Below are 23,675 nucleotides of genomic sequence, written 5' to 3' on the forward strand. Positions count from 1 at the left end.
CAGGGTTCGCCATTCTTGGTTAGTGCGTCGTTTGGCCATTTCAAATCTCCTTTGCTGCTTTGGGTTGGAGGTTTGATCTTATTATTCGGGCTAGACGATTAGAATGCGGGGTTTATGATGCGCTTACGAATTTAACCATAACTCTAAATATCTTTTTTTATATTTGATTAAGCATTATCCCGAATTGGAGATCCGCTTTGTCATTAATAATATTGAGCGAAAAGATGAACTCAATAAAATTATTGGCCCTTACTTTATAGATAGCTATAGTCTAAAAAGCATTTTTTATATATTGAAAGCTAAGACTTGGATAACATCATCGTTAGAAACTCCTATTGGTGGGTTTTTCCAAGCCTATAGACGTAATGTTTTCCATCTAGGGCATGGGGCACCTTTGAAGTGTATCGGCAGGGCTGAAAAGTATCTTAACTGGAAGAAGGCGCTGTATTATCGATTGATAAAAGGCAATTTTAGTTACTTTTTTTCGACCTCAGAAGCATTTTCTGAAACATGGCGAGCATGCTTAAACTTAAAAAAAGAACAAGTTGTAATTGCAGGGCAGGCTCGTAATGAAGCATTGAATTCAACTTACCCTCATTACTCGAAAGTACTGCAACTTGATAAAGGTAAAAAACACATTTTATACGCGCCTACTTGGAGGCCCTTCAATGATACGGTTATTTTCCCATTCGAGGATTTTGATGCAGAGGAAATAGGGCGATTTTTACAAAGCAATAATTGTATATTACATCTTAGAGTACACCCTAATTTTGAATCGAAAATCTCTAATGATTTGAAAGAAATAAGTAATCTTAACTTGTTATCACGAAATAAGATTGTTGATATTAATGAAATATTAGGACAGTTTGACTTATTAATTACTGATTACTCAAGTATCTATGTAGATTATTTACTAATTCAAAAACCTATGCTTTTCTTACCTTATGATTATGTAGAGTATGAAACAAAAATTGGGTTTACATTACCTTATCATGCAGTGACTCCGGGACCAAAACCAAAGGAGCAAAAACAGTTTTTACAGGAAGTGACTCGTTTATTGAAGGATAATTCCTACTACCTTCAAGAACGTGAAGATACCAATGACTGGTTGAATGTTGTGCAGAAAAAACAAGCTCAACAAAATGCGGAATTAATTTTTAAACTCGTAAAGAGTTAAATATAGACATAGGTAACTAGTTTGAATACTAAAGCGATATCACGAAACCTGTACATTCTTTACACCCTAGCCCATTTAAAGAAAAAAGCTAATATAAGAGGAACCTTTCTTGGCTACTTATGGTGGATCATAGAACCGATGATGTTGATTGCCTTATATAGCTACATTGTTGGTGTGATTTTTGGTCATCGAGGGGCTGATCAAATTTTAATGATTGGTATTGGAGTGACATTGTGGAAATGGTGGAGTTCTAGTATGTCTATTTCTACAACATCATTTCGACGCTATAAAGGTATTGTCTGTCAAGTAAAAATACCATTGCCTATTCTCCCAACATCAGAAGTATTTGGTGAAAGTTATATGTTTTGCTTTGCTTACTTACTCCTACAAACTGTGCTGTTATTTTTTGGTTATACTCCAGATCTGTTTGCACTCGCTTTAACCTTTGCTATCACAATGATATCAATCAGTGCTATCTCACTATTCTTGGCAATATTAAATGTTTTTGTACGAGATACAGCATTTTTGGTTGGATTTGGTCTTAGAATTTTATTTTATGTTACTCCTATTATTTATCCACCAAGCCGTGTACCAGAAAACTATAGATTTTTGATAGAATTAAACCCATTCGCTCATCTTATTGGTTTTTATAATAATGCTTTGATTTATAATGATAAAATTATCTATAGTCATATGCTTTACGCATTGGTTCTTTCATCATTAGCATTAATAATTTTGATGCGTTTTTGTAAGCGTATTACTCCACAGATCATTAGGAATGTTTAGAATGAGTAATGAAAAAAATTTAGTAGTAGAGCTTAATGATGTGACGTTAAAGTATGCAAATAGCACTAGTTTTAACCTTAAACGTCTATTTTTATCTAAATACGAAAGAGAACGAGTTTCTTCTGACTCAAATGCGAATCGTGAGGCTGCACTAAGTAATATATCTCTTAAATTTTATGAAGGTGATATTGTTGGAATTGTTGGCCGAAATGGAGCCGGAAAGTCGACAATTTGTAAGGTTTTATCAGGGGTCTTAGAGCCAACGAGTGGTAAGTTTTATTCAAAATTAGATATTGGCTCTTTATTATCATTAAACTCTTTCTTTGCTAAAGAGTTGAGTGGCTTGGATAATATATATTTAGCTGGTGCTCTATTGGGGAAAAATAAAAAAGAGATCAAAGATAAAATTGAGGAAATTATAGATTTCTCTGAGTTGGAAGAATCTATTCATAAGCCTGTTGAAACTTATTCTAGTGGTATGGTTTCTCGGTTGGCATTTTCCATAGCGACAACTTATAGAAGCGATATCCTTATCATTGATGAAGTCCTAAGTGTTGGTGATAAGTACTTTAGAGAAAAGTGTAAGAAGCGAATGCAAGCTATAATGAAGCAATCTCGATTAATCATTATAGTCTCTCATTCAGATTCAGATATAAGAAATATGTGTAACAGGGCCGTGTATTTAGATAAAGGTAAGGTTATACTTGATGGATCTGTAGACAGTGTACTTCAATCATATTCCTAACACAATGTGTAAATTTTATAAGGTTTAAAATGTTAAATAATAAAACAGTCTTAATTACAGGCGGTACTGGGTCATTCGGTAAGCAATTTATTAAAACAATTCTTGAAACTTATCAGGATGTTAAGAAAATTATAATTTACTCTCGTGATGAGTTAAAGCAGTTTGAAATCAAGCAACAATACCCACATTCCGAATTTCCACAATTACGTTTCTTCATCGGTGATGTGCGTGATCAAAATCGCATGATCCAGGCTTGTGAAGGGGTTGATGTGATAATTCATGCTGCGGCAATAAAGCAAGTAGATACGGCAGAATATAACCCAACAGAATGTATTCGTACTAATGTTGATGGTGCCGAGAATGTGATCCAAGCCGCGCTTCAATGTGGTGTGAATGATGTAGTAGCACTTTCTACAGATAAAGCGTGTGCACCAGTTAACCTATATGGAGCTACAAAACTGGCATCGGATAAGCTATTCACAGCTGCGAATAATATTAAAGGCTCGAAAGATATTCGTTTTAGTGTTGTGCGTTACGGTAATGTTATGGGCTCACGAGGCTCTGTTATTCCATTCTTTATGAAGAAAAAATCGGAAGGCGTGTTACCAATCACGCACGAAGAAATGACGCGTTTTAATATCTCATTACAAGATGGTGTGAATATGGTGATGTATGCAATTGAACATCACTTAGGTGGAGAAATATTCATACCTAAAATTCCATCATATCGCGTTACAGATGTTGCAGAAGCGGTGGCTCCTGAATGTGAAGTGAAGTTTGTAGGTGTAAGACCAGGTGAAAAAATTCATGAGGAAATGATCACAGATGCTGACTCATTAAACACCATAGACTTGGGTAAGTATTATGTGATTTTACCATCAGTTTCATATACCTACACCGAGGATGACTTTATGAAACACCATGGTGCTGTTAAGGTCCCATTTGGTTTTAAATATAATTCGGGAACGAATACAGAATGGGAAAGTATTGAAGGTTTGCGTGAGCTGATCAAAGAGCACGTTGATCCGAACTTTGCGGTTTAATTTTCACAATTTGTTTTTATTTAGCTAAAGAGTCACATTATGATCCCCTATGGTAAGCAAGAAATCACACAGCAAGATATCGATGCGGTTGTGAGTGTTTTAGAGTCGGACTTTTTAACTCAGGGTCCACAAGTCCCTAAGTTTGAGGACTCTTTGATGGCACATACGAGTGCAAAGCATGCACTTGCCGTGAACAGTGCGACGTCAGCTTTACATATTGCTTGCTTAGCATTAGGGCTGGGTGAAGGGGATTGGTTGTGGACCACCCCGGTGACTTTTGTGGCATCATCCAATTGTGGCTTATATTGTGGTGCTCAAGTGGATTTTGTAGATATTGACCCGCAGACTTACAACATGAGCCCAGTGGCCTTAGAGCAAAAATTAAAACAAGCTAAGTTGGATGGTAAATTGCCAAAAGTGGTTGTGCCAGTGCATTTATGCGGACAACCTTGTGATATGAAAGCCATTCACGGGTTATCGCTTGAGTACGGTTTTAAGATCATTGAAGATGCCTCTCATGCGATCGGCGGAAAATATCACGATGCCCCGATTGGAAACTGTGCCTATTCAGATATTACTGTTTTTAGCTTCCACCCAGTAAAAATAGTAACAACTGCTGAAGGTGGCGCAGCTTTAACTAATGATAAAACACTAGCCGATAAAATGGCGTTGTATCGTAGTCATGGGATCACTCGTGATGAAGCGTTAATGCACAACCCTTCTCATGGTGGTTGGTATTATGAGCAAGTGGATTTGGGCTTTAACTACCGTATGACCGAGCTTCAAGCCGCCTTAGGTGTGAGTCAAATGTCGCGTCTAAATAGCTTTATTGAAGCGAGACATGCCCTTGCTCGTCGTTATGATGCCTTATTGCAAGACTTACCACTGACTATTCCTTTTCAACTTGAAAACACCTATTCAGGGCTTCATCTTTATGTGATCCGTCTAAAGCTTGATGAGATCAACAAAACCCATAAAGAAGTCTTTGAAGCATTACGTGAGCAAGGTATTGGCGTTAACTTGCATTACATTCCTGTGCATGCTCAGCCTTATTATCAACAAATGGGCTTCCAATGGGGGGATTTTCCTCAATCAGAATCGTATTACCAAGAAGCCATTTCTCTGCCTATGTTTCATATCATGACAGTTGAGCAGCAAGATGTGGTAGTTGAAACCCTAACGCGTATTTTAAAAGGGTGAAGCATGAAGATTGCAATTATTCCTGCGCGTGGTGGCAGTAAGAGAATTCCAAGAAAAAACATTAAACCGTTTCATGGCAAGCCTATGATTGCCTATTCAATTGAAACGGCCAAAGCATCAGGGTGTTTTGATAAGATCATTGTCTCAACCGATGATCAAGAAATCGCAGACGTTGCACGTGAATATGGGGCTGAAGTGCCATTTTTACGCCCTTCGGACATTGCCGATGATCACGCAACCACCTTAGATGTGCTGCAACATGCGGTGAACTGGTGTGAAGAAAATCTTGGCAATATTGATTATGTTTGTTGTATCTATGCCACTGCGCCTTTTATTCAAGTTCAGGATCTACAATCAGGTCTGGCTTTAGTGCAAGCTCCTGAGGTTGAATACGCTTTTAGTGCCACCAGTTTCCCTTTCCCTATTCAGCGTGCGATTAAGCTGTCTGAAAAGGGGGAAGTGGCTATGTTTGAGCCTGAAAATGCCCTAGTGCGCTCTCAAGATCTTGAAGAAGCCTACCACGATGCTGGTCAATTTTACTGGGGGAGCGTTAATGCTTTTAAATCTAAATTAGGAATATTTGGCTCATACTCTCGAGTGGTCTTATTACCAAGAAAGCGCGTTCAAGACATTGATACGTTAGAAGACTGGGAGTTAGCAGAAGCCTTATTTTCAGTATCTAAGGCGGATTAACATGAAGGTTACCTTTAGGGTGGATGCTTCTTTATATGTTGGTAGTGGGCATGTAATGAGGTGCTTAGTTCTTGCTGAAGAATTAAAAAATAGGGGACATGATATTACTTTCATGTGCCGAGAGTTAGAAGGTAACTTGATTGAGTTTATTCGCAATGCTGAGTTTCAAGTAATCAAGTTGAAAAAAGTGGAAACAATTAAACCAAAAGCTAGTGATGACTATTTATCGTGGTTACAAGTTTCAATTGTTGAGGACGCGAAAGAGGTTATTTCGAATATGTTAGAGTGTGATGTGATTGTGACTGATCATTATGCTCTTGACAGCAAGTGGGAAGATATCGTTAGGCAGAAATTTAATTGTAATATCGTCGCGATAGACGATTTAAATAGACCACATGTAGCCGATTTGATAGTTGACCAAAATTATTGGCCTGATATGGCGTCACGCTATTCTCAATGTAAAGGTGAACGTCTTTTAGGGCCAAATTATGCATTGTTACGTCCTAAATTCAGAGCGTTAAAATCTGAGAAAATGGAAAAAAAAGATAGAGTTATTGCTTTCTTTGGTGGGGCTGACCCTACAGGGGAGTGCTTAAAGTTACTCTCGGCAGCTCGTAGTTTTGAGGCTCTTCCATTTAATATTTTTATATTGGCAGGTGTCATTAATCCATGGAAAGAGCAGTTATTAGAGTATTCTAGTCCATTAGTAGAAATACAAACGCACACTAATGATTTTGAATATGAGTTAAAGAAATCCAAGTATGCGATTGGTGCATCAGGTGTTAGTAACTGGGAGCGTTTTTGTTTGGAATTACCAACAACTATTGTTTCCGTAGCTAAAAACCAAGAGTCTTTGTCTGAGTATCTAAGCCAAATGAACGCGGTGAGATATTTAGGTCGCGGAAGTCAAACTTCGGTAAATACGTACATAACAGAGCTCGAGTATTTAATCCACAATTGGAACAATATTCGTTATGAAGGCGTGTTAAATGTAGATGGTTTTGGTGCTTTGAGAGTCGCTAAAGAAATTGAGAGGATAAATGATGAAGTGTAGATTACGTCTAATGACAGAGAAAGATCTGGAAATAGTTTTATCTTGGAGAAATGATCCTACTGTCAGAAACAATATGTATACCTCACATGAAATTGCCTATTCAGAACATGTAAAGTGGTGGGAAAGAGAATCAGTAAACCCAGCCTCTGTATTGTTGATTGCGGAGATATCAGAACAACCTGTCGGTGTTGTGACATTTACAAATGTCAGAAATGATTATCGGTCTGCTACTTGGGCATTTTACTCTTCTAATACCAGTGTTCGTGGCGTAGGCACACATATGGAAACAGCTGCGCTTCATTATGCATTTACTATTCTCGATCTTAATCGGTTGGAATGTGAAGTGCTTGATTTCAATTATGCTGTAGTGAATTTCCACAGAAAGTTTGGGTTTGAACTTGAAGGAATAAAAAGAAAAGCCTTCTGTAGAAATGGTTCATATCATGATATTTACTGTCTTTCAATCTTACGAAAAGATTGGGAGTACTCTCAATCTTTTGTTTATAAGAAGCTACCGAAGCTGATTAAAAAAGAGTTAATTGTTACGAGAGAAATGGTGGCAGACTTTGCTACATTGAGTGGAGATCATAACCCTATCCACCTAGATAATTCATACGCTAAAAGTCAAGGCTTTGCGGGATGCATTGCTCATGGAATGTTAACTGGGAGCTTATTCTCATCCATGTTTACTGAGAGCCCATTTGAACATGGAGTTATCTATCTAGAACAAACATTATCATTTCAATCACCGCTTTATGTGGATTCTAAAGTAGAGATACAGCTTTTACTTATCTCTCAAGTTGGTCGAAAAGCAACGTTTAAAACTATCGTTAAAAATGACGAACTAGCTTTCATTGAAGGTGAAGCAACAGTATTACTTCCGAAGGTAAATAATGAATAAGTACATTACAATAAATAATCGAAAAATTGGCCCTGACTTCCCTCCTTATATTATTGCAGAGCTTTCCGCAAACCATAACGGTGATATCAATCGAGCTTTTAAGATCATGGAAGAAGCAAAGAAAGCAGGGGCTGATGCGATAAAATTGCAAACCTATACTCATGAAACCATCACGATGGATTGTGATAGTGAAGACTTTAAAATTCATGGTGGTTTATGGGATGGCCAAACCTTATATGAGCTCTATAAAGGCGCTCACATGCCGTGGGAATGGCACCAACCTTTATTTGAAAAAGCCAAAGAATTAGATATTACCATTTTCAGTTCTCCTTTTGATTTTACCGCGGTTGATTTATTAGAAGACCTGAGTGCACCGGCTTATAAAATTGCCTCATTTGAGTTAATCGATTTGCCTTTGATCAAGCGTGTTGCTCAGACTGGTAAGCCCATGATCATGTCTACGGGGATGGCGAACCAAGAAGAAATTCAAGAGGCTATTGATACAGCTAGAAATAATGGTTGTGAAGAACTTGTCGTACTTCATTGCGTAAGTGGCTACCCAGCCCCAGCAGACCAATATAACCTGCGTACTATTGCCGATATCTCTGAGCGTTTTGATGTACTTTCAGGACTTTCTGATCATACGATTGATAATGCGACTGCGATTGCATCTGTGGTTCTTGGAGCGAGTTTGATTGAAAAACATGTAACATTAGATCGTAATGGTGGTGGTGCTGATGATAGTTTTTCACTTGAACCACATGAATTAACCCAGCTTTGCAAAGATGCGAAAACTGCCTGGCAAGCGATGGGGAAAGTGAACTATGAAAGAGCCGAAGCTGAAAAAGGTAATGTAAAATTTCGCCGCTCTTTGTATGTAGTAAAAGACATTAAAGCCGGTGAAAAAATCACGCCAGAAAATGTGAGAAGTATTCGCCCGGGTTTTGGGTTGGCGCCTAAGTTTTATGATGAAATTATGGGGAAAATAGTGACAAAGGATTTAGAGTCAGGCACCCCTATGTTAAGAGATGATATAAAGCTTTAGTTTAGGCGTTTTATATCTGGTTGATAATTATTTGGAGTAGTTATGAGAAGTATTATTTTAGAAAAATTTAATGAAGCATTAGAGCAAACGGACGCCACAGAACGCTATCAAGAGATTGATAATGAACAAGTTTTACTTGAAAGTGGCTTAGATTCACTTGGGTTTGCAATTTTAGTCGCTTTGTTAGAAGAAGAATTAGACCTAGACCCTTTCCAAAAGATGGAAGAGGCTGTTTATCCAACAACATTTGGTGAGTTTGTGGCAATTTATGAAAAATATTCAGTTTAATCATGATGGTATTATTAGTCAGATAAAAAGAATTCCAGAAAGTAGAGTTTATCTGACAACGAAAGAAGTAATTTATACCTATCGTGATGTCAAAGAATTAAGTGAGAATTTCATAGAGCGGTATCCTCACTTATCTGGAAGTACTTGCGCTATCATTACAAGTGACCGAGAGTCTTTAGCTTTATACTTACCAGCAATAAATAGCATATGCCATAGTCTATTATTACTTCCTAAATGTACCGATAATAGTGTTAAACAAGAGTTTTACACATCAGCAGACGTTGATTATGTAATACACTTATCTCAATGTGAGGTAAGTGAAATTGAAGATTTGAATAATAACCCTAAGTGTAGAAACAATGAACCGCCTGCATATTTTTTAGCTACATCAGGGACAACAGGTACTCCTAAATTAGCAAGCTATCGTCTTGAATCATTGCTTTCTACAACCAAGATGGATATTGATAAAGGGGCTGGTTTCATTTGGGGATTAAGCTACGATATAAATAGATTTGCAGGTTTACAAGTTTACCTTCAATCAGTTTTGTCGGGCTCTACTTTGGTGATCCCTTCAAGTAAGGACTCAATGACAGAGTTAATGGAATTATTTTCAGATAAGAAAGTAAATGCCTTGTCTGCTACTCCTTCATTTTGGCGTAAATTTTTAATGGATCCCAAACACTTGGAAGTACCATTACACAGAATTACACTGGGTGGTGAAATAAGTAATCAGTCAATACTTTCAGCTTTAACACAACACTATCCATCAGCAGCGATAGTACATATTTATGCTTCAACGGAAGCTGGTGTAGGCTTTTCTGTTAAGGATAAACAAGAAGGTTTTCCTTTAACGTATTTGACTGGTGATCCAAAGAGTACATGTCAACTCAAAATAGTAGCCGGAAATTTGTGGATAAAAAGTTCTAATGGGTGTTCTAAGTTTGTAAACGCTCAACTTGATATTGATGAGGATGGTTTTATCAATACAGGGGATATGGTCAAGGTTGAAAATGATAGGGTTATCTTTTTAGGAAGAGAAAATGGTTCAATTAATGTAGGTGGAAGCAAAGTAATGCCTGAAAAGGTTGAATCAATACTTGAGCAGCATCCATCTGTATTAATGGCAAAAGTCTATCCTAAATCAAACCCAGTCTTAGGCTCATTAGTCGTTTGTGATGTAGTAATATCTGAAATAGAAACATCACTTTCTTTGAAGGAATTAAAAAGTGATATTTTATACTTTTGTCGAGGGTATTTAGAGTCATTTGAGGTTCCTGCTCTTATAAAAGTTGTGAAATCAATAGAAACAAATGCCACTGGGAAAAAGGTTAGAAATTGATGAATATTATTGTTACAGGTTGTGCAAAAGGTCTTGGGTTAGAAACATCTAAAATACTTGCTGATGCAGGTTATAAGGTAATTGGAATTAGCCGCACTCCAACTGAGTGTTATGAAAAATTACAAAAAGATTATTCGGAACAAGTTTGTTTTTATCAATTTGATTTTAATCAGGTAAAAGATATATCAGCATTGGTGAAAAAAATAACAAGTGAGCACGGCCGTATATACGGATTAGTTAATAATGCAGCCTTAGGACATGATGGCGTACTAGCTACAATGCATGAATCTGATATATCTGCTTTATTAAGGGTGAATGTCGAAGCCCCTATTTTATTGACTAAATATGTTTCTCGTTCAATGTTACTTAACCGTAAAGGACGTATTATTAATGTAGGATCAATTATTGGTTCAACAGGGTTTAATGGTTTGAGTGTATATGGTGCAACTAAATCTGCATTAGGTGGATTTACTAAATCGCTCGCAAGAGAATTAGGTAAATCACAAATAACAGTCAACACTTTAGCTCCGGGTTATATGGAAACTAATATGACGGATGGTTTAGTTGGAGATAAGCTAGAAAAAATAAAGCGAAGGAGCTGTTTAGGGCGTCTTGCTAATGTTAATGATGTTTCCAACATGGTTCTTTTTTTGTTATCAGAGAAAGCAACAGGAATCACTGGTGCGACATTTACAGTAGATGCGGGTAGTACGGCTTAAAGGAAATAAAATGTATCGTAAAAAACAAGATGATTTCATTGGTAGTTTTTCAAATATTGACTTTGAAAATCTTTTTGTGCATTCGGACGCAATGAAAACAATGCCTCTGATTAAAGTGTCACCATCTAAAGATGCGATTTTAACTGCCCATATTGAGCTATTACAAGATATAGCCGGAAAAGAAAAACTATTAATACCTACATTTAGTTATCAATTTCCTAGAAATCGTTTTTTTGATTTAGATAAAACACCAAGTGAAGTCGGCCATATTTCTGAGTACTATCGAAACAATGTTGCTTTATGGCGAAGTCATGATCCAATGTTCTCGGTTTGTGGCTCTGGAAAACCGCATATAAATTATTCAGATCTACAATGTCCCTTCGACGATAACTCAATATTTTCAAAGCTTGTAAATGATAACTCGTATATTTTATTTTATGGTACAGATCTTAATAGAGCTACGATAATTCACTATGTTGAATGTAAAGCAAACGTTCAATATCGTTATTGGAAGTCTTTTAAAGGTATATTAAACAATAAAGATGTAGAATCTGATGTAGAACTTTGTTCACATTTCAGGCCTATGGGGAAGCACCTTGATTATGATTGGCCTCGTTTAAAAAACGATCTAAAAAAAGCCGGAATTATAAATATACATTTCCCTAGTGTTTTTGGCTGTAAAGCTAAAAATATAACCGATTTTTGGTTGTCAAAGTTATTAGACGATCCTTTATATCTATTAGATAAAGAAAGTCGCACCTGGGTAGAGCCAATGCTAGAAACTTTAGGGCGTGGTTTTTTACAAGAAGATTTTGAATAAGTAAGTGAGTTTTATATGAATGTTGGAAACAAAATGTATTCACTATGCCAGGAATTGTTCCCTATTTGCCGAAGCATTACAGGCCCTGGTGTGCGTGAAACGCTATCAATACTTACACGTGAACTACCTGATTTGAAAGTTCATTCAGTTGAAAGTGGTACCAAAGTTTTTGATTGGGAAGTGCCAAATGAATGGTCTGTATCTGAAGCGTATATTGAAAATGAAGATGGGAAAAGAGTATTAGATTTTGGGGATAATAATTTACATCTCGTTGGTTATTCTACACCTGTAGATAAATGGTTAACATTAGATGAGTTGAAAAATCATCTATATTCGTTACCAGAACAACCAGATGCTATCCCATATATCACATCATACTACAAAGAAAGGTGGGGATTTTGTCTTTCTGATAATGAAAAAGAAAAATTAAGCGAAGGTTTATATCATGTTGTGGTTAAATCTGAATTAAAGCCTGGTGTATTAAATTATGGGGAATTGATTATTCCAGGAGAAAGTGAAAAAGAAATATTCATTTCTACATATATTTGTCATCCTTCTATGGCTAATAATGAACTTTCAGGACCAGTCGTTACAGTAGAATTAGCAAAAAGCATTTTAGGAAATAAAAATAGATATTATTCTTATAGAATAGTGTTTATACCTGAGACGATAGGATCAATTACTTATCTAAGTAAAAATTTGGATGTAATGAAAAAAAATATTATCGCCGGTTTTAATGTTACATGTGTTGGTGATGATAGATGTTATTCCTTTTTACCATCACGAGATGGAAATACATTAGCTGATAAAGCTGCCATTAGTTCGCTGACTAGTATTTCCCCTGACTTTAAAAAATACTCATGGTTAGATAGAGGTAGTGATGAGCGTCAATATTGTGCTCCAGGTGTCGATTTACCTGTAACAACTATTATGAGAAGTAAGTATGGTGAATACCCTGAATATCATACATCACTTGATGATCTCACTCTTGTTACAGCTAGTGGTTTAGAAGGTGCGTATAATGCATTGATTAAAGCAATTGATATTATAGAAAAGAATTGTTATCCCAAGATAAAGGTTTTTTGTGAGCCTCAATTAGGAAAAAGAGGTCTTTATCCTAATTTGAGTACTAAAGATACCGGGAAAAAAGTTAGAGCAATGATGAACTTTATCTCTTATTGTGATGGGGGTAAAAATCTAATTGATATATCAGAATTGATTTCGGTTAGTATGGATGAAATTATAGATATATCTAATGTTTTAGCTAGTAATAATCTCATTAGTCTAAGTCGTTCGAAGATTGATTTATAATGATTTTTTGTGTTTTTTTTTAAGGCTTTTATTTTGATTAATAATATTCGAAAACTTATCTATAAGAAAATTATAACTGTAGGGCGTATTGTCAATAGAAAGTATAAAAAGGTTCCTAGAGTTTTCAATGCTAACCCTTTGTCATTAAATAGTTTTATACACATGAAGGATTCATATTCTTCTAGTTTGATAGGTATAAAAACAAATAATAAAGATATTAATGCATTTATGAGTAACTTTACTCAACTATCAAGGTTTTTATATCCATCTAAAGGGAGGGAGGAGTTTGTTCTTATTATTGGTGAGCAACATATAAAAAATGGAGAACAGGGTGAGGAAGTTGATTTATACTCTCTGGTAAGTAAGGAATATCCAGAGGTTAAGATATATCATATATGTAATAAATCGATAGAAAATGAAGTAATATGTATGGAGAAAGATGTCTCTGTTTTTTCAATGGAAACAAATCCGTTGGAATATATAGCAGATGCAAAAGCAATATATACATATGATAGTGATTATGGTTTTGATGCTTTAATACATGGTAAGGTTGTACATGTTTTTAGTGATACTTTTTATGTTGACTGTGAAGGTGTTAACTATCGAGGTCAAAGAAATGTTAAAATAAAAAAAGATCCTCATGAGATATTTTTAAGAACATTCGGAAAGTGTAAATATCGTTCACCATTAACAAATGAGCCAATATCAATAAATGAGTTTTTTGTTTGGAGCGTTTTATTTTCGTTCTATGATTTTGAATCGTTTTATGATTCTGATTCTTCAGTGGTTTTTAATGAGAAATTCAATTTTGAATTGATTGAGAATTCTTGTTTTTTTTCAAGTATTAAAGAATGTTTAAACTCTGAGTCTACATTATCAAGCAAGATTATTTTAGGTATTATTAATGGAGATGAAATATCAAGAAACGATATTTATGAATATATAGAGAGACTTAATGGAAAACGATTAGCTAAGTATTGTTTTTCAATTGATAACTATTATAGAAATAAGGTTGACTTTGACTCGTTGTATTTATTCTTAGATGAGTTTATTGACGTTTTTTCTTCGAGGAATGAAAGCGTTAATATATTTGAGTTTAGAAGGGTTGTTCATTCTTTAAATTACTCAATATTAAGATCTCGTGGGCGAAAGTTAAAAAATAAATTGGTTTTTAATTTTGATATTAATAACTATCAACATGAAGATGTTTGGTTTTTGATATTTAAGCATTATGCTTTAACATTTGAATACAATGCGCTTTGGGATATGCTAAAGTCAAGTGAATCAAATAGCTATAATTTTTGGTCTAAGCTTGTTCATATAATCCATGGAACCGAAGGTAATAACGCATTTCGTGTGGACTCTAATTGGTATGAAAGGCAAAGGTTATTAGAATATATTGGTGATAGGGTTTTGTCTATTCCTGAAGTATCAGGAAGTAACTTAAGGTATTGTATTAAATGTTTCATAGTAAAAGATATAGACTCTTTTAGAAATGCATTACATGAATTGAAAATAACGGAAAGTGATATTGAGGAATTTAGAAAGTTAAAGGATATTATATATTTTTCTTTTAATTTCAATGTAAGTGAATATTTGATTGATATATTTGATAAGCATCGAGAGTTACTTGATAATGAGAGGTTTGAATGGGTTTATTTTAAATCAATTCTTAAGTTTAAAGGTTTAGATGTGGCTGGAGAATACTTAAATGATAACGGATATTTAAATGTAAAGAACCTACTTGGCCGAAAATATGAAGGGGATGCATTTTACGCACTATCAACATATTATAGATCTATAGGTGATTTTTCTAATGCAAAATTAATTTTATCTGAATATAAAAATAATATTGTAAATAATCGGAAAAATATTAGCAATTTTGCATGGAATAAACTTAATCTTAATATAAAAAATCTCGATTTTTTAAATTCAACAAAGAGAATTTTAAAAAATAATACTGACAAGATACCATTGAATGGTTATAGAGGGCTGATTTTACAAGCTCAATGTGTTGATCATGAACACTCCTTAGCTTTATCGGCTCCGATGGTATATGAATTAAAAAAAATGGGCTACGCTATCCTTAGCTTATCTATGGAAGCTAATGTTTGTGGGGAAACTGGGGTTGAGTGTTTTGATAAATATATTGGTTATTTGAATTTTAACTGTTCTGATGGTGAAGTTAAACTTAATTGGAATATTGATTGGGAAAATAAAGTTGTCGAGTGTGAAGGTATTAACTTTTACCAAGGTATTTATGAACATTTATCAATAAGGTTCCGTGCATTTGATATTGATATAAATAACCCTGGAATAAGTCGATTTTTTGATTTAACATTGAAACAATGCGATCTGGCTCTTAGGTTATGTTTGGAGTTAAAAAGAGATGATACTCTAAAAAATATACCGGTAACATTTTTATCATCTGCATCACATAGAGCGCCTGCATCTATTTTTAGAGACTTTTCTGTTCATAATCATGAAAGGCCAATATTTAAAACTTTCTATAATATTGGTTACGAAAAATATTATGGAGGAAAGTCTACTAAAGTATCCTCTGTAATAACGGTACTTGATGTTACAAAGCATCACCCATGTAGGGCTGGTTTTTTGGCTATCCCTGAACGATTCGAATATTGGATGAGAGATGAGAAAAATATTTTACAGTCTAGGGATAAGGCTAATGAATTTTTAAAAATGAATAGAGGTTCTGATATTAAAGATTTGAAATATAATTCACTTCCAGCAATAGAACAAGCAAAACTAAGCGGTAAAAGAATAATTTGTTGTTTTGGTAAGCTAACTTGTGATCTTGGTGTGCCCTTTGATGGCGGTCCTGCTCATGCAGATATGAAGGATTGGATCAATCACTCAATTGATGTAGTGAAAGGCAAGGATGATATATTGCTTCTCATTAAGCCTCACCCTGTTGAATTGGTTTCTGAGTCAGCATTGGATCTTCAGCAATACTTTAGAGATTTAATTATTAATGATCTTCCTGATAATGTATTGTATTTGGGACATGATGAATTTACAACTTCAGAGCTAGCCCCTTATTTAGATCTTGGTATTTTATACAATGGAACTTCATCTATGGAATTAACTATTTTAGGTGTTCCTATCATGATGACTAGTTATTATGGTAAAATTGATTACCCATTAGATCTTATTTATCCAGAGTCTAGAGAACAATATAAACAATATATATTGGAAGGTGATTTTCGAAAACCATCTGATAAATTAAAAGAGAGAGCCGCTGCCTTACTTTATTACATGGGAACTAATGATGTATCTCTAAAACAAGATATAATTAAACGTTCATCTTCGAATGATTACATAGGTCCGCCAGTCTATAATATAAAACGTTTAGATGATTATTTAAAAAATGGTGATAATGATATATTAACTTCAGCTATAAGAGCTGTAGAGTCATCAGAAGAATTTTTAAGTAAAATATCTTCTTGATAACTATGTTTAATTTTTCAATAAGTCATTGTTATTTTACAATGACTTATTTTTAAATTAATTAAAAGTTAAGGGTATGTTCTGTTTTTAAAATTATGAATTATCGGCTGTTATAATAAAAATGATAGTATTTAGATGGGTTTATGATTTCTACTAAAAATAGATGCAATGAATGACATGTCAATAATTTATTTAGATCTTGCTAAACCGATTAAATATTTTCAACATAGTTAGCCTTTGACAAGCAGAGGTGGTTTTAAGTTCTTTTATCTAGTAAATCACAGAAGTAGCTTTAAGGTTAAATATCCATAGTGTACCGGGTAACGTTGACTGACCAAATTTAAACAATGAAACGCCTAGAAAAGGTCGTTAAGTCTTTTATCTTAGTGTTTGGCCTGTTAATTCTTACGAGTGTTCAAGCTTTTTAGATATCAACTTATCAAGAAAACCAAACCCAAAGATTGAATTAATTAATCGTAAAATTTTCTTTAGCTATGAGTTACTGCGACATTTTGGTTGGGGTTATTTAACACATATAAGAAGTGGACAATGCTAATCTATAACTGGAATATGGCTGTATCTGATTTCTTGGATAGGTCTTTAGTCAAAATTAACTGACACAAAATCCTGACGGTCTTCAACAACACTTGTTTAACTGCTATATATTTTTGAATTATGTCATATCTAGTGTACTAGTTATCCTACCTGTTTATAACCAGTAGGTACTTCCAGTAAGATGCGTTTGATACAATCTAAATCAAAATCATGACAACAAATATCAAGTTGTTTTAGAACAAGAGACATTTCTTCCCAACTTAAACTTTCTTCACTAGCCGTCATGATTTTAGGATGACAAGTTCCAGTCACATTCTCGCCAATTAATAATTCTTCATACAGCTTTTCACCAGGTCTCAGGCCAGTGAATTTGATTTCAATATCCCCATCTTTCTTTTCACCTTCTTCTGTGCACTTCTCTGTCATCCCCATTAGGTGGATCATGCGTTTAGCAAGGTCTAGGATTTTAACTGGCTCTCCCATATCCAATACAAACACTTGTCCATTATGGCCAATGGCGCCAGCTTGAATTACTAGCTGGGCTGCTTCTGGTATTAACATGAAGAAGCGGGTGATATCTGGATGGGTAACGGTAACAGGGCCACCTTTACGGATTTGCTTTTTGAATAGCGGCACTACTGAACCAGAAGAGCCGAGTACGTTACCAAAACGAACCATGGTAAAGCAGGTTTGGGACTGCCTATCTGATAATGCTTGAAGTACTAGTTCAGCTAAGCGTTTACTTGCGCCCATTATATTTGTAGGGCGTACGGCTTTATCGGTTGAGATAAGTGTGAAATTTTTAACGCCAGTATTAATAGCAGCCTCTGCGACACACCAGGTGCCGAAGACATTATTGCGAATACCTTCGACAATATTGTCTTCTACTAGGGGAACGTGTTTGTATGCTGCAGCATGATATACAGTTTCAATATCGTAGGCTCTCATCAGCTTTTCAACTCGGTTCTGTCGTTGTGCTGACCCAAGTGCTGCTACTATTTTTGTATCAAATTTGAGGTGTTTTTTAGCTTGCTGTAGCTCTTGATCAATCTTATATAAGTTGTACTCGTTAAGCTCAAACAAAACGATGCATTTGGGGTTTAGACTAACGATTTGGCGACATAGCTCGGAGCCAATGGAGCCTCCAGCACCGGTTACCATAATGTTTTTTTCGGTAATATTTTGGCTTAATAATTTGGGAACAGGGTCTACGGGAGTTCGCCCGAGTAGATCGGCAACCTCTAGATCTTTGATTTCATCGATTTGTGCACGCCCGGTTGCAATATCTTCTACAGAAGGCACTGACTGAACTTCGATTGGCCAGTTAGATAATTTATTTAATAAGCGTAACCGCTCCCCTTTATTTATGTTGTTTATTGCTAATAGTAGTTTGACTGGCCGGTATAGGTTTTTTAAACGTTCAAAATCAGAGCTAGGGTGCACCCTTAAACCATATATGACCTGTCCTATTTTTTTAGGGTCATCATCAAATAGTACAGCGGGGTTATATTCTTCACCAGATGTAAGTGCAAAGGCAAGATCTCTGCCAGTAGCTCCTGCTCCATAAATAAATACGTTTGGTTTGTTGCGGCGATAGTATTGGTGGTAGTAGTTACGAATTAAAATTCTAGGACCACCAAGAGATAAAATGGCAAAACCTGCAAAGATAAGTGGTACGCTTCGTGGAACAAAAGAATGGAAATAGAAGCTTGAGATACTCAATGCGATTGTTGAAAAACCGACAGCTAAGAATATATGGCCAAGTGCGGCTATCATCATATATCGAATAACCGCACGATACATACCGAGCTTAATAAAGGCGATGATAGTGACAGATACTGTGACTAACCAACTTAAAATTTCTGGAGTATTGATTGGAAAGTGTGTATGTCCAAGACGAACTGCAACGGCCGCATAGAGAGAGACTGTGATAGCTGCAATATCGTAGATGGCATTGATAATACGTTTTTCATTACGGCGGATTTTCAACAAGTTTTTGAGAGTTCGGTACATATAGGAGATAACTTGTACAAGTGAGGAATCAGGTAAGCTAGATTGTAAACGGCTTTGTAGCCATTTTCTATAAACAGTTTAGTATATTATTAAAAGCGAGGGGAGGCCGCCCTGGTTCCTAGTCCCTAGTTTCTAGGAAAAGCGTAAAAGATTGTTGTTTCTAGGAAAAGCGTAAAAGATTGTTTCGTGAAGCGTGGAAAGCTAGGTGCAGAGTTGGGTTACTAGGACGTTTCACTAGGGAGTTTTTTATTCTGTCACTCCGCACATGAGCCTAAGCGAAGAATATGTGGAATCTCCTAAAACGCGTTGAGATTTAATTTATATAAAATGTGAGTAACGTGCTGTGGGAGATACTGAATCGCGTTCGTTCCTTACTTGTTCAGCATGACGGTTTATTTGAGCTTCGAGAGGCGAGTACGCTGAGGTCGGGAGCCGAAGAGCGAAAAGCAATCTTGGATAACTCGGCTCTCGAAGCGCACTCGAACCTCGGATCTGTTTTTTTAAATTAAGAGTAATTAAATGAATTTATTAATCACTGGCGCAACTGGCTTTGTGGGAAGTCGCTTGGTGGACGTTGCGCTAGATAAACAATATAAGGTCTCCGCTGTGAGGCGTTCTGAGCCTGTACCAATTGTGGATTCTGAGCAGCGGTTGCAATGGTGTACTGGAAACCTTTCTCCCGAATTTGATTGGTCTAAAAACTTAACTGATATTGATTGTGTAATTCATTGCGCTGCTCGTGTTCACCAAATGCAGGAAGAGGCGCAGGATATTCAAGCGGTTTATGATGAAACTAACTACCATGGTACTTTAAATTTAGCTCAACAAGCTGTAGACGCTGGAGTAAAACGCTTTATTTTTTTAAGCTCAATTAAGGTCAATGGCGAGCAAACGGAGTCGGGTAAACCTTTTTTTCCGAAAGCCTCTGCTCCACCGGTCGATCCTTATGGTTTAAGTAAATATAAAGCAGAAATAGCCTTGATGGAGCTTGCTCAAAAAACAGGGTTAGAAGTAGTTATTCTTCGCCCACCTCTAGTCTATGGACCAGGAGTTAAAGCCAATTTTCAATCAATGATGAAATGGGTCCGTCGATCGATTCCTTTACCATTAGGGGCAATCCATAATCAGAGAAGCTTGGTTTATCTGGATAACTTAGTAGCTCTAATTACGGTGTGTATTAAGCACCCTAATGCCGTGAATCAAACTTTTTTAGTCTCTGATGATTATGATGTATCGACCACTCAACTGTTAAAGCAAATTAAACGGTCATCTAAGTCTCACAGTGTACTGCTGCCTATTCCCATGAGTTGGTTTAATCTTGTAGCAAGCCTGGTTGGTAAGCCACAGATTGCACAACGTTTATGTGGTTCATTACAAGTGGATATCTCTGAAACTAAAAAACAGTTAAACTGGCAGCCACCCGTTTCTTGGGAACAAGGGATCTCGGAAACGGTTAGGTATTATCTCCAATCTAAGTAGTTATTAGGAATGCCATTAATGTTGCGGTTATTTGATTTTATTTTTGCTTTTTTCGGCCTGTTATTTCTTTGGCCGGTGCTGTTAGTGCTCATCCTTATTGGTTATTTCGATACGGGCTCGCCTTTGTTTTTTCAAACTCGTGTTGGACGAAATCAAAAACCATTTACCTTAATAAAATTTAGAACTATGCCTGTTGATACTCAGTCTGTTGCAACCCATTTGGTTGGGGCTAATTCTGTGACTAAACTTGGGGCTTTTCTGCGTAAAACGAAATTGGATGAATTGCCTCAGTTGATTAATGTGGTAAAAGGAGAAATGAGTCTGGTAGGCCCAAGACCTAACTTGTTTAATCAAATTGAGCTAATTGAGGAGCGAGAAAAAAGAAGCGTTTATAGCGTACGTCCTGGTATTACGGGGTTAGCTCAAGTTAATGAAGTTGATATGTCAGAACCTGAAAAATTGGCGCAATGGGATCAGGAAATGATCCAAACAATGACGGTGAAAAATTACTTTTCTTATATTATTAAAACAGTACTAGGAAAAGGCGCCGGTGATCGTGTTGTTTAATCAAGGAAGGGCTTAATAGCGAGGCAATAGATTGAATTCATCAGATCCTAAGGTAACATTCTTTGAGCTAAAGAAGTCACTGTTGTACTCGGTTTTTTTGCAGATCTTAAATCGCGGTGTACTATTTTTAATTGGTATATTTCTCGCTCGGCAATTGCCCCCTCAAGATTTTGGTCAATATGGTTATTTGATTTCTATTGCTGCTTTAACTGCAATACCCGCGATGGCTGGAGTTAATGTCTATTTAGTCAAGCAACTCCCTCGTCTAAGCTCTTCAGCTCAAGGTAAGTTGGTTAATCAATCATTCGCTTATTCTTCTTTGAGTCATTGGTCGTTAAGCCATGTATTATTGATGAGTCTAATCAGTAGCATTGTAGTTATGCTTGCTTTTGTTTTAGGTTGGATTTCTGTTCCTTTTTTATTATTGCTGCTTTCCCTTGGGATTAGTTTGTTCAAAGCATTATTAAATGAACGAACGACTATGATTCAAGCAAATGGCTATGTCTCTACTTCCATTGCTATTTCTCTTGTTCTTTTTCCCTGCCTGAATTTAGCAATATTATTCGTTTTATATGCTCTAGGCTGGATATCCTTAGCTTCTGTTTTGGTGAGTCAAGTTGTTGCTCTTATTGTGAGTATTTTGGTTGGGGTTGTGAGTACTACGAAAATAGTCGGTCGATATCAATCTATACAAGAGTCAGAGTTATCATCAATAAACCATTATCGACATTGGTTCCCTTTCGCTATGGTTGCTGGCGTTCAAACCTTGAATATGGAAGGCGCTGCATTTCTTACTGGTTGGCTTGGATATTATGAACAGTTAGCTTATTTAAAAATTGCCCTCCAAGGAGCTGGTGTATTGTTGATTATTAGCTTTGCTCTGAATGCCGTATTATCACCTAAAATTGCTTATTATCAGTGTGATAAAAAGCTTCTTCAAGAAATACTGACTAAGTCTATGCGCTTGTGTTTATGTGGCGCGCTAGCTATGTTGTTATTTTTTATTCTTGGTGGTGAGTTTTTTATTCAAACCTTATTTGGTCAGTCATACCTCGCTGCTTATTCCCCTTTTGTTATTGTGTCATGTGGTTATGCCGTATTATTGCTTTCGGGGCAGGGACTAACTTTATTAAATATTACGGGACACGAAAAATTAGCGTTGAAGATAACGCTGTTAGGCTTAATCATTAACGGTTTTTTACTTATCAACTTAGTGCCATCTTATCAAGCGATCGGGGCGGCAACGTCAATGGCAATGAGCTTTACGCTACAAGGTGTTCTATGTGCTTACTTTGCATATAAAAAGCTAGGTATTAAGACATGGGTAAGATGAAATTAAGGAAGGAAAGTCAGTGCTAAAGGAGGAAAACAGTCTTATACCAGATGAGTCTCATTGGTCTGTTAGTTTTAAGGGCGTGAGTGTTTGGAGCTATTTTAGAAGCACTTATCAGCAACGAAAAATACTGACTTACAAACCTAGGGTTGACATTTCTTTAGCCTCTTTAACTGCTCTGTGGCTGTTCCTTACTTTGAGGTTTCGCAGGCAAGACAAGGTGGTATTGACGACATCACGTGATCAGCTTAATCAATTTATTGAACACCACTTTGATACTTCTAATACGATACTTTTTCAGCGCTCGGAGCAGCTACCCGGTAATGTTTTCTTTATTGAGCTAATTTGGTTTTTGTTTCGTAAATGTACTCATGTGGTTAAACGTAAAGAAAGAAATGCGTTATTGGCTCGAGTTAACCAAATTTCTAATTCCCAATTAAACGCTAATCTAGCCAATCAAGTGGTTGGAGATTTTTATTATAATAGATTTTTACATGTATTTTTGAAGGGTAAGCAAGTTTATTATTCAAACTGTGTTATTCCTAAAATCGAGAAATACATGAATCTGCATGCATGTGTAGACGAGCACTCCAGACAAAGGAATAGCACTGAAATTCAGCACGGGGTGATCAGTTTTGATCACCCTGATTATGCCAACATTCCTACTGGCTTTATCAAAGGTACTTTATTGGTTTGGAATGAGTTTTGGGCTGAAAAATTAGTGAATGAGGTTGGCTATGGAGGAGTGGTAGAGCATTCTGATTTTAATGAAATTATTTATGATTCATCAATTATAAAAACTTACGACCGTTTAGTTTATTCAACAGTATCGGATATTTTTTCTCATTGGATCGTTAATACGATGTCAAGTTTTGACTCAACCCTTATTCAGAAGCACCCAAGAGATTTTTTTCCATATCCACAAGGCTTCAAGATCGGCGTGGGTATTAATCCTTTTTGTGCTAAGAAAGTATTTATTCATGATTCTACTTTGATCACTATGCTTATTGCCAATCAGTGTTTCTTCTATTACGTAATTTTACCTGACGAAGAGGATGCTGACGTTAAAGTTCGTTTGATGAAGCGTTATGGGGCGGTTTATCAGAGTCATTATCTTATTTATCGTAATATTGAGTAGA

At 35.9% G+C, this 23,675-nt stretch carries 19 protein-coding genes and 1 pseudogene; 19 read left to right on the plus strand and 1 reads right to left on the minus strand.

Annotated features, from left to right (window positions below; translation table 11 throughout):
• Positions 1-142: 142 nt before the first annotated feature.
• The 15 genes and pseudogenes from L3V25_RS15775 to L3V25_RS15845 form a co-directional block, all read left to right on the plus strand.
• Positions 143-1,177 (plus strand): annotated as a pseudogene (locus L3V25_RS15775) (CDP-glycerol glycerophosphotransferase family protein); the annotation flags it as partial.
• A 21-nt stretch (positions 1,178-1,198) separates the two neighbouring features.
• Entirely contained in the window at positions 1,199-1,963 is a 765-nt protein-coding gene (locus L3V25_RS15780; RefSeq protein ID WP_237296417.1) for an ABC transporter permease, read from the plus strand.
• A 1-nt stretch (position 1,964) separates the two neighbouring features.
• Complete coding sequence (locus tag L3V25_RS15785; protein ID WP_237296418.1) at positions 1,965-2,708, plus strand: ABC transporter ATP-binding protein; 744 nt, start codon at positions 1,965-1,967, stop codon at positions 2,706-2,708.
• 29 nt (positions 2,709-2,737) lie between these two features.
• Complete coding sequence (gene pseB, locus L3V25_RS15790; RefSeq protein ID WP_237296419.1) at positions 2,738-3,751, plus strand: UDP-N-acetylglucosamine 4,6-dehydratase (inverting); 1,014 nt, start codon at positions 2,738-2,740, stop codon at positions 3,749-3,751.
• A gap of 39 nt (positions 3,752-3,790) precedes the next feature.
• Positions 3,791-4,951, plus strand: a complete 1,161-nt coding sequence (gene pseC / locus L3V25_RS15795; RefSeq protein ID WP_237296420.1) for a UDP-4-amino-4,6-dideoxy-N-acetyl-beta-L-altrosamine transaminase — start codon at positions 3,791-3,793, stop codon at positions 4,949-4,951.
• A gap of 3 nt (positions 4,952-4,954) precedes the next feature.
• The gene (gene pseF / locus L3V25_RS15800) at positions 4,955-5,644 is read left to right on the plus strand and encodes a pseudaminic acid cytidylyltransferase (protein WP_237296421.1); all 690 of its coding nucleotides are present in this window, start codon (positions 4,955-4,957) and stop codon (positions 5,642-5,644) included.
• A 1-nt stretch (position 5,645) separates the two neighbouring features.
• Positions 5,646-6,698: a UDP-2,4-diacetamido-2,4,6-trideoxy-beta-L-altropyranose hydrolase gene (gene pseG / locus L3V25_RS15805; RefSeq protein WP_237296422.1), complete on the plus strand. Its 1,053-nt coding sequence runs from the start codon at positions 5,646-5,648 to the stop codon at positions 6,696-6,698.
• A 10-nt stretch (positions 6,699-6,708) separates the two neighbouring features.
• On the plus strand, positions 6,709-7,599 hold the full coding sequence (gene pseH, locus L3V25_RS15810) for a UDP-4-amino-4,6-dideoxy-N-acetyl-beta-L-altrosamine N-acetyltransferase (protein ID WP_237296423.1): 891 nt from the start codon (positions 6,709-6,711) through the stop codon (positions 7,597-7,599).
• Entirely contained in the window at positions 7,592-8,644 is a 1,053-nt protein-coding gene (pseI, locus tag L3V25_RS15815; RefSeq protein ID WP_237296424.1) for a pseudaminic acid synthase, read from the plus strand. The genes pseH and pseI overlap by 8 nt, the downstream gene beginning before the upstream one ends.
• A gap of 42 nt (positions 8,645-8,686) precedes the next feature.
• Complete coding sequence (locus L3V25_RS15820) at positions 8,687-8,932, plus strand: acyl carrier protein (RefSeq protein ID WP_237296425.1); 246 nt, start codon at positions 8,687-8,689, stop codon at positions 8,930-8,932.
• The gene (locus tag L3V25_RS15825; RefSeq protein ID WP_237296426.1) at positions 8,913-10,271 is read left to right on the plus strand and encodes an AMP-binding protein; all 1,359 of its coding nucleotides are present in this window, start codon (positions 8,913-8,915) and stop codon (positions 10,269-10,271) included. The genes L3V25_RS15820 and L3V25_RS15825 overlap by 20 nt, the downstream gene beginning before the upstream one ends.
• Positions 10,271-10,990, plus strand: coding sequence for an SDR family oxidoreductase (locus L3V25_RS15830; RefSeq protein ID WP_237296427.1), 720 nt, complete (start codon positions 10,271-10,273; stop codon positions 10,988-10,990). Before L3V25_RS15825 ends, L3V25_RS15830 begins: the two co-directional genes overlap by 1 nt.
• Before the next feature lie 10 nt (positions 10,991-11,000).
• Entirely contained in the window at positions 11,001-11,810 is an 810-nt protein-coding gene (locus L3V25_RS15835; protein ID WP_237296428.1) for an AAC(3) family N-acetyltransferase, read from the plus strand.
• Positions 11,811-11,825: 15 nt separating this feature from the next.
• On the plus strand, positions 11,826-13,121 hold the full coding sequence (locus L3V25_RS15840; protein WP_237296429.1) for a DUF4910 domain-containing protein: 1,296 nt from the start codon (positions 11,826-11,828) through the stop codon (positions 13,119-13,121).
• A gap of 33 nt (positions 13,122-13,154) precedes the next feature.
• Positions 13,155-16,589: a hypothetical protein gene (locus tag L3V25_RS15845; RefSeq protein ID WP_237296430.1), complete on the plus strand. Its 3,435-nt coding sequence runs from the start codon at positions 13,155-13,157 to the stop codon at positions 16,587-16,589.
• Positions 16,590-17,285: 696 nt separating this feature from the next.
• Here L3V25_RS15845 and L3V25_RS15850 read toward each other — a convergent pair.
• Positions 17,286-19,157 (minus strand): nucleoside-diphosphate sugar epimerase/dehydratase, encoded by a 1,872-nt coding sequence (locus L3V25_RS15850; protein ID WP_237296431.1) that lies wholly within the window; start codon positions 19,155-19,157, stop codon positions 17,286-17,288.
• Between the two features lie 519 nt (positions 19,158-19,676).
• Here L3V25_RS15850 and L3V25_RS15855 point away from each other — a divergent pair.
• From L3V25_RS15855 to L3V25_RS15870, 4 genes are read left to right on the plus strand one after another with little or no spacing between them, the layout of a single operon-like run.
• A complete protein-coding gene (locus L3V25_RS15855; RefSeq protein WP_237296432.1) occupies positions 19,677-20,636 on the plus strand; it encodes an SDR family oxidoreductase in 960 nt (319 codons plus the stop codon).
• An 18-nt stretch (positions 20,637-20,654) separates the two neighbouring features.
• Entirely contained in the window at positions 20,655-21,203 is a 549-nt protein-coding gene (locus tag L3V25_RS15860; RefSeq protein WP_237296433.1) for a sugar transferase, read from the plus strand.
• A gap of 31 nt (positions 21,204-21,234) precedes the next feature.
• Positions 21,235-22,536 (plus strand): polysaccharide biosynthesis C-terminal domain-containing protein, encoded by a 1,302-nt coding sequence (locus L3V25_RS15865; protein WP_237296434.1) that lies wholly within the window; start codon positions 21,235-21,237, stop codon positions 22,534-22,536.
• Positions 22,537-22,555: 19 nt separating this feature from the next.
• Positions 22,556-23,674 (plus strand): hypothetical protein, encoded by a 1,119-nt coding sequence (locus L3V25_RS15870; RefSeq protein WP_237296435.1) that lies wholly within the window; start codon positions 22,556-22,558, stop codon positions 23,672-23,674.
• Position 23,675 lies beyond the last annotated feature (1 nt).

The sequence above is a fragment of the Vibrio sp. CK2-1 genome, from assembly GCF_021726515.1.
In the GTDB taxonomy this organism is placed as follows: Bacteria; Pseudomonadota; Gammaproteobacteria; order Enterobacterales; family Vibrionaceae; genus Vibrio.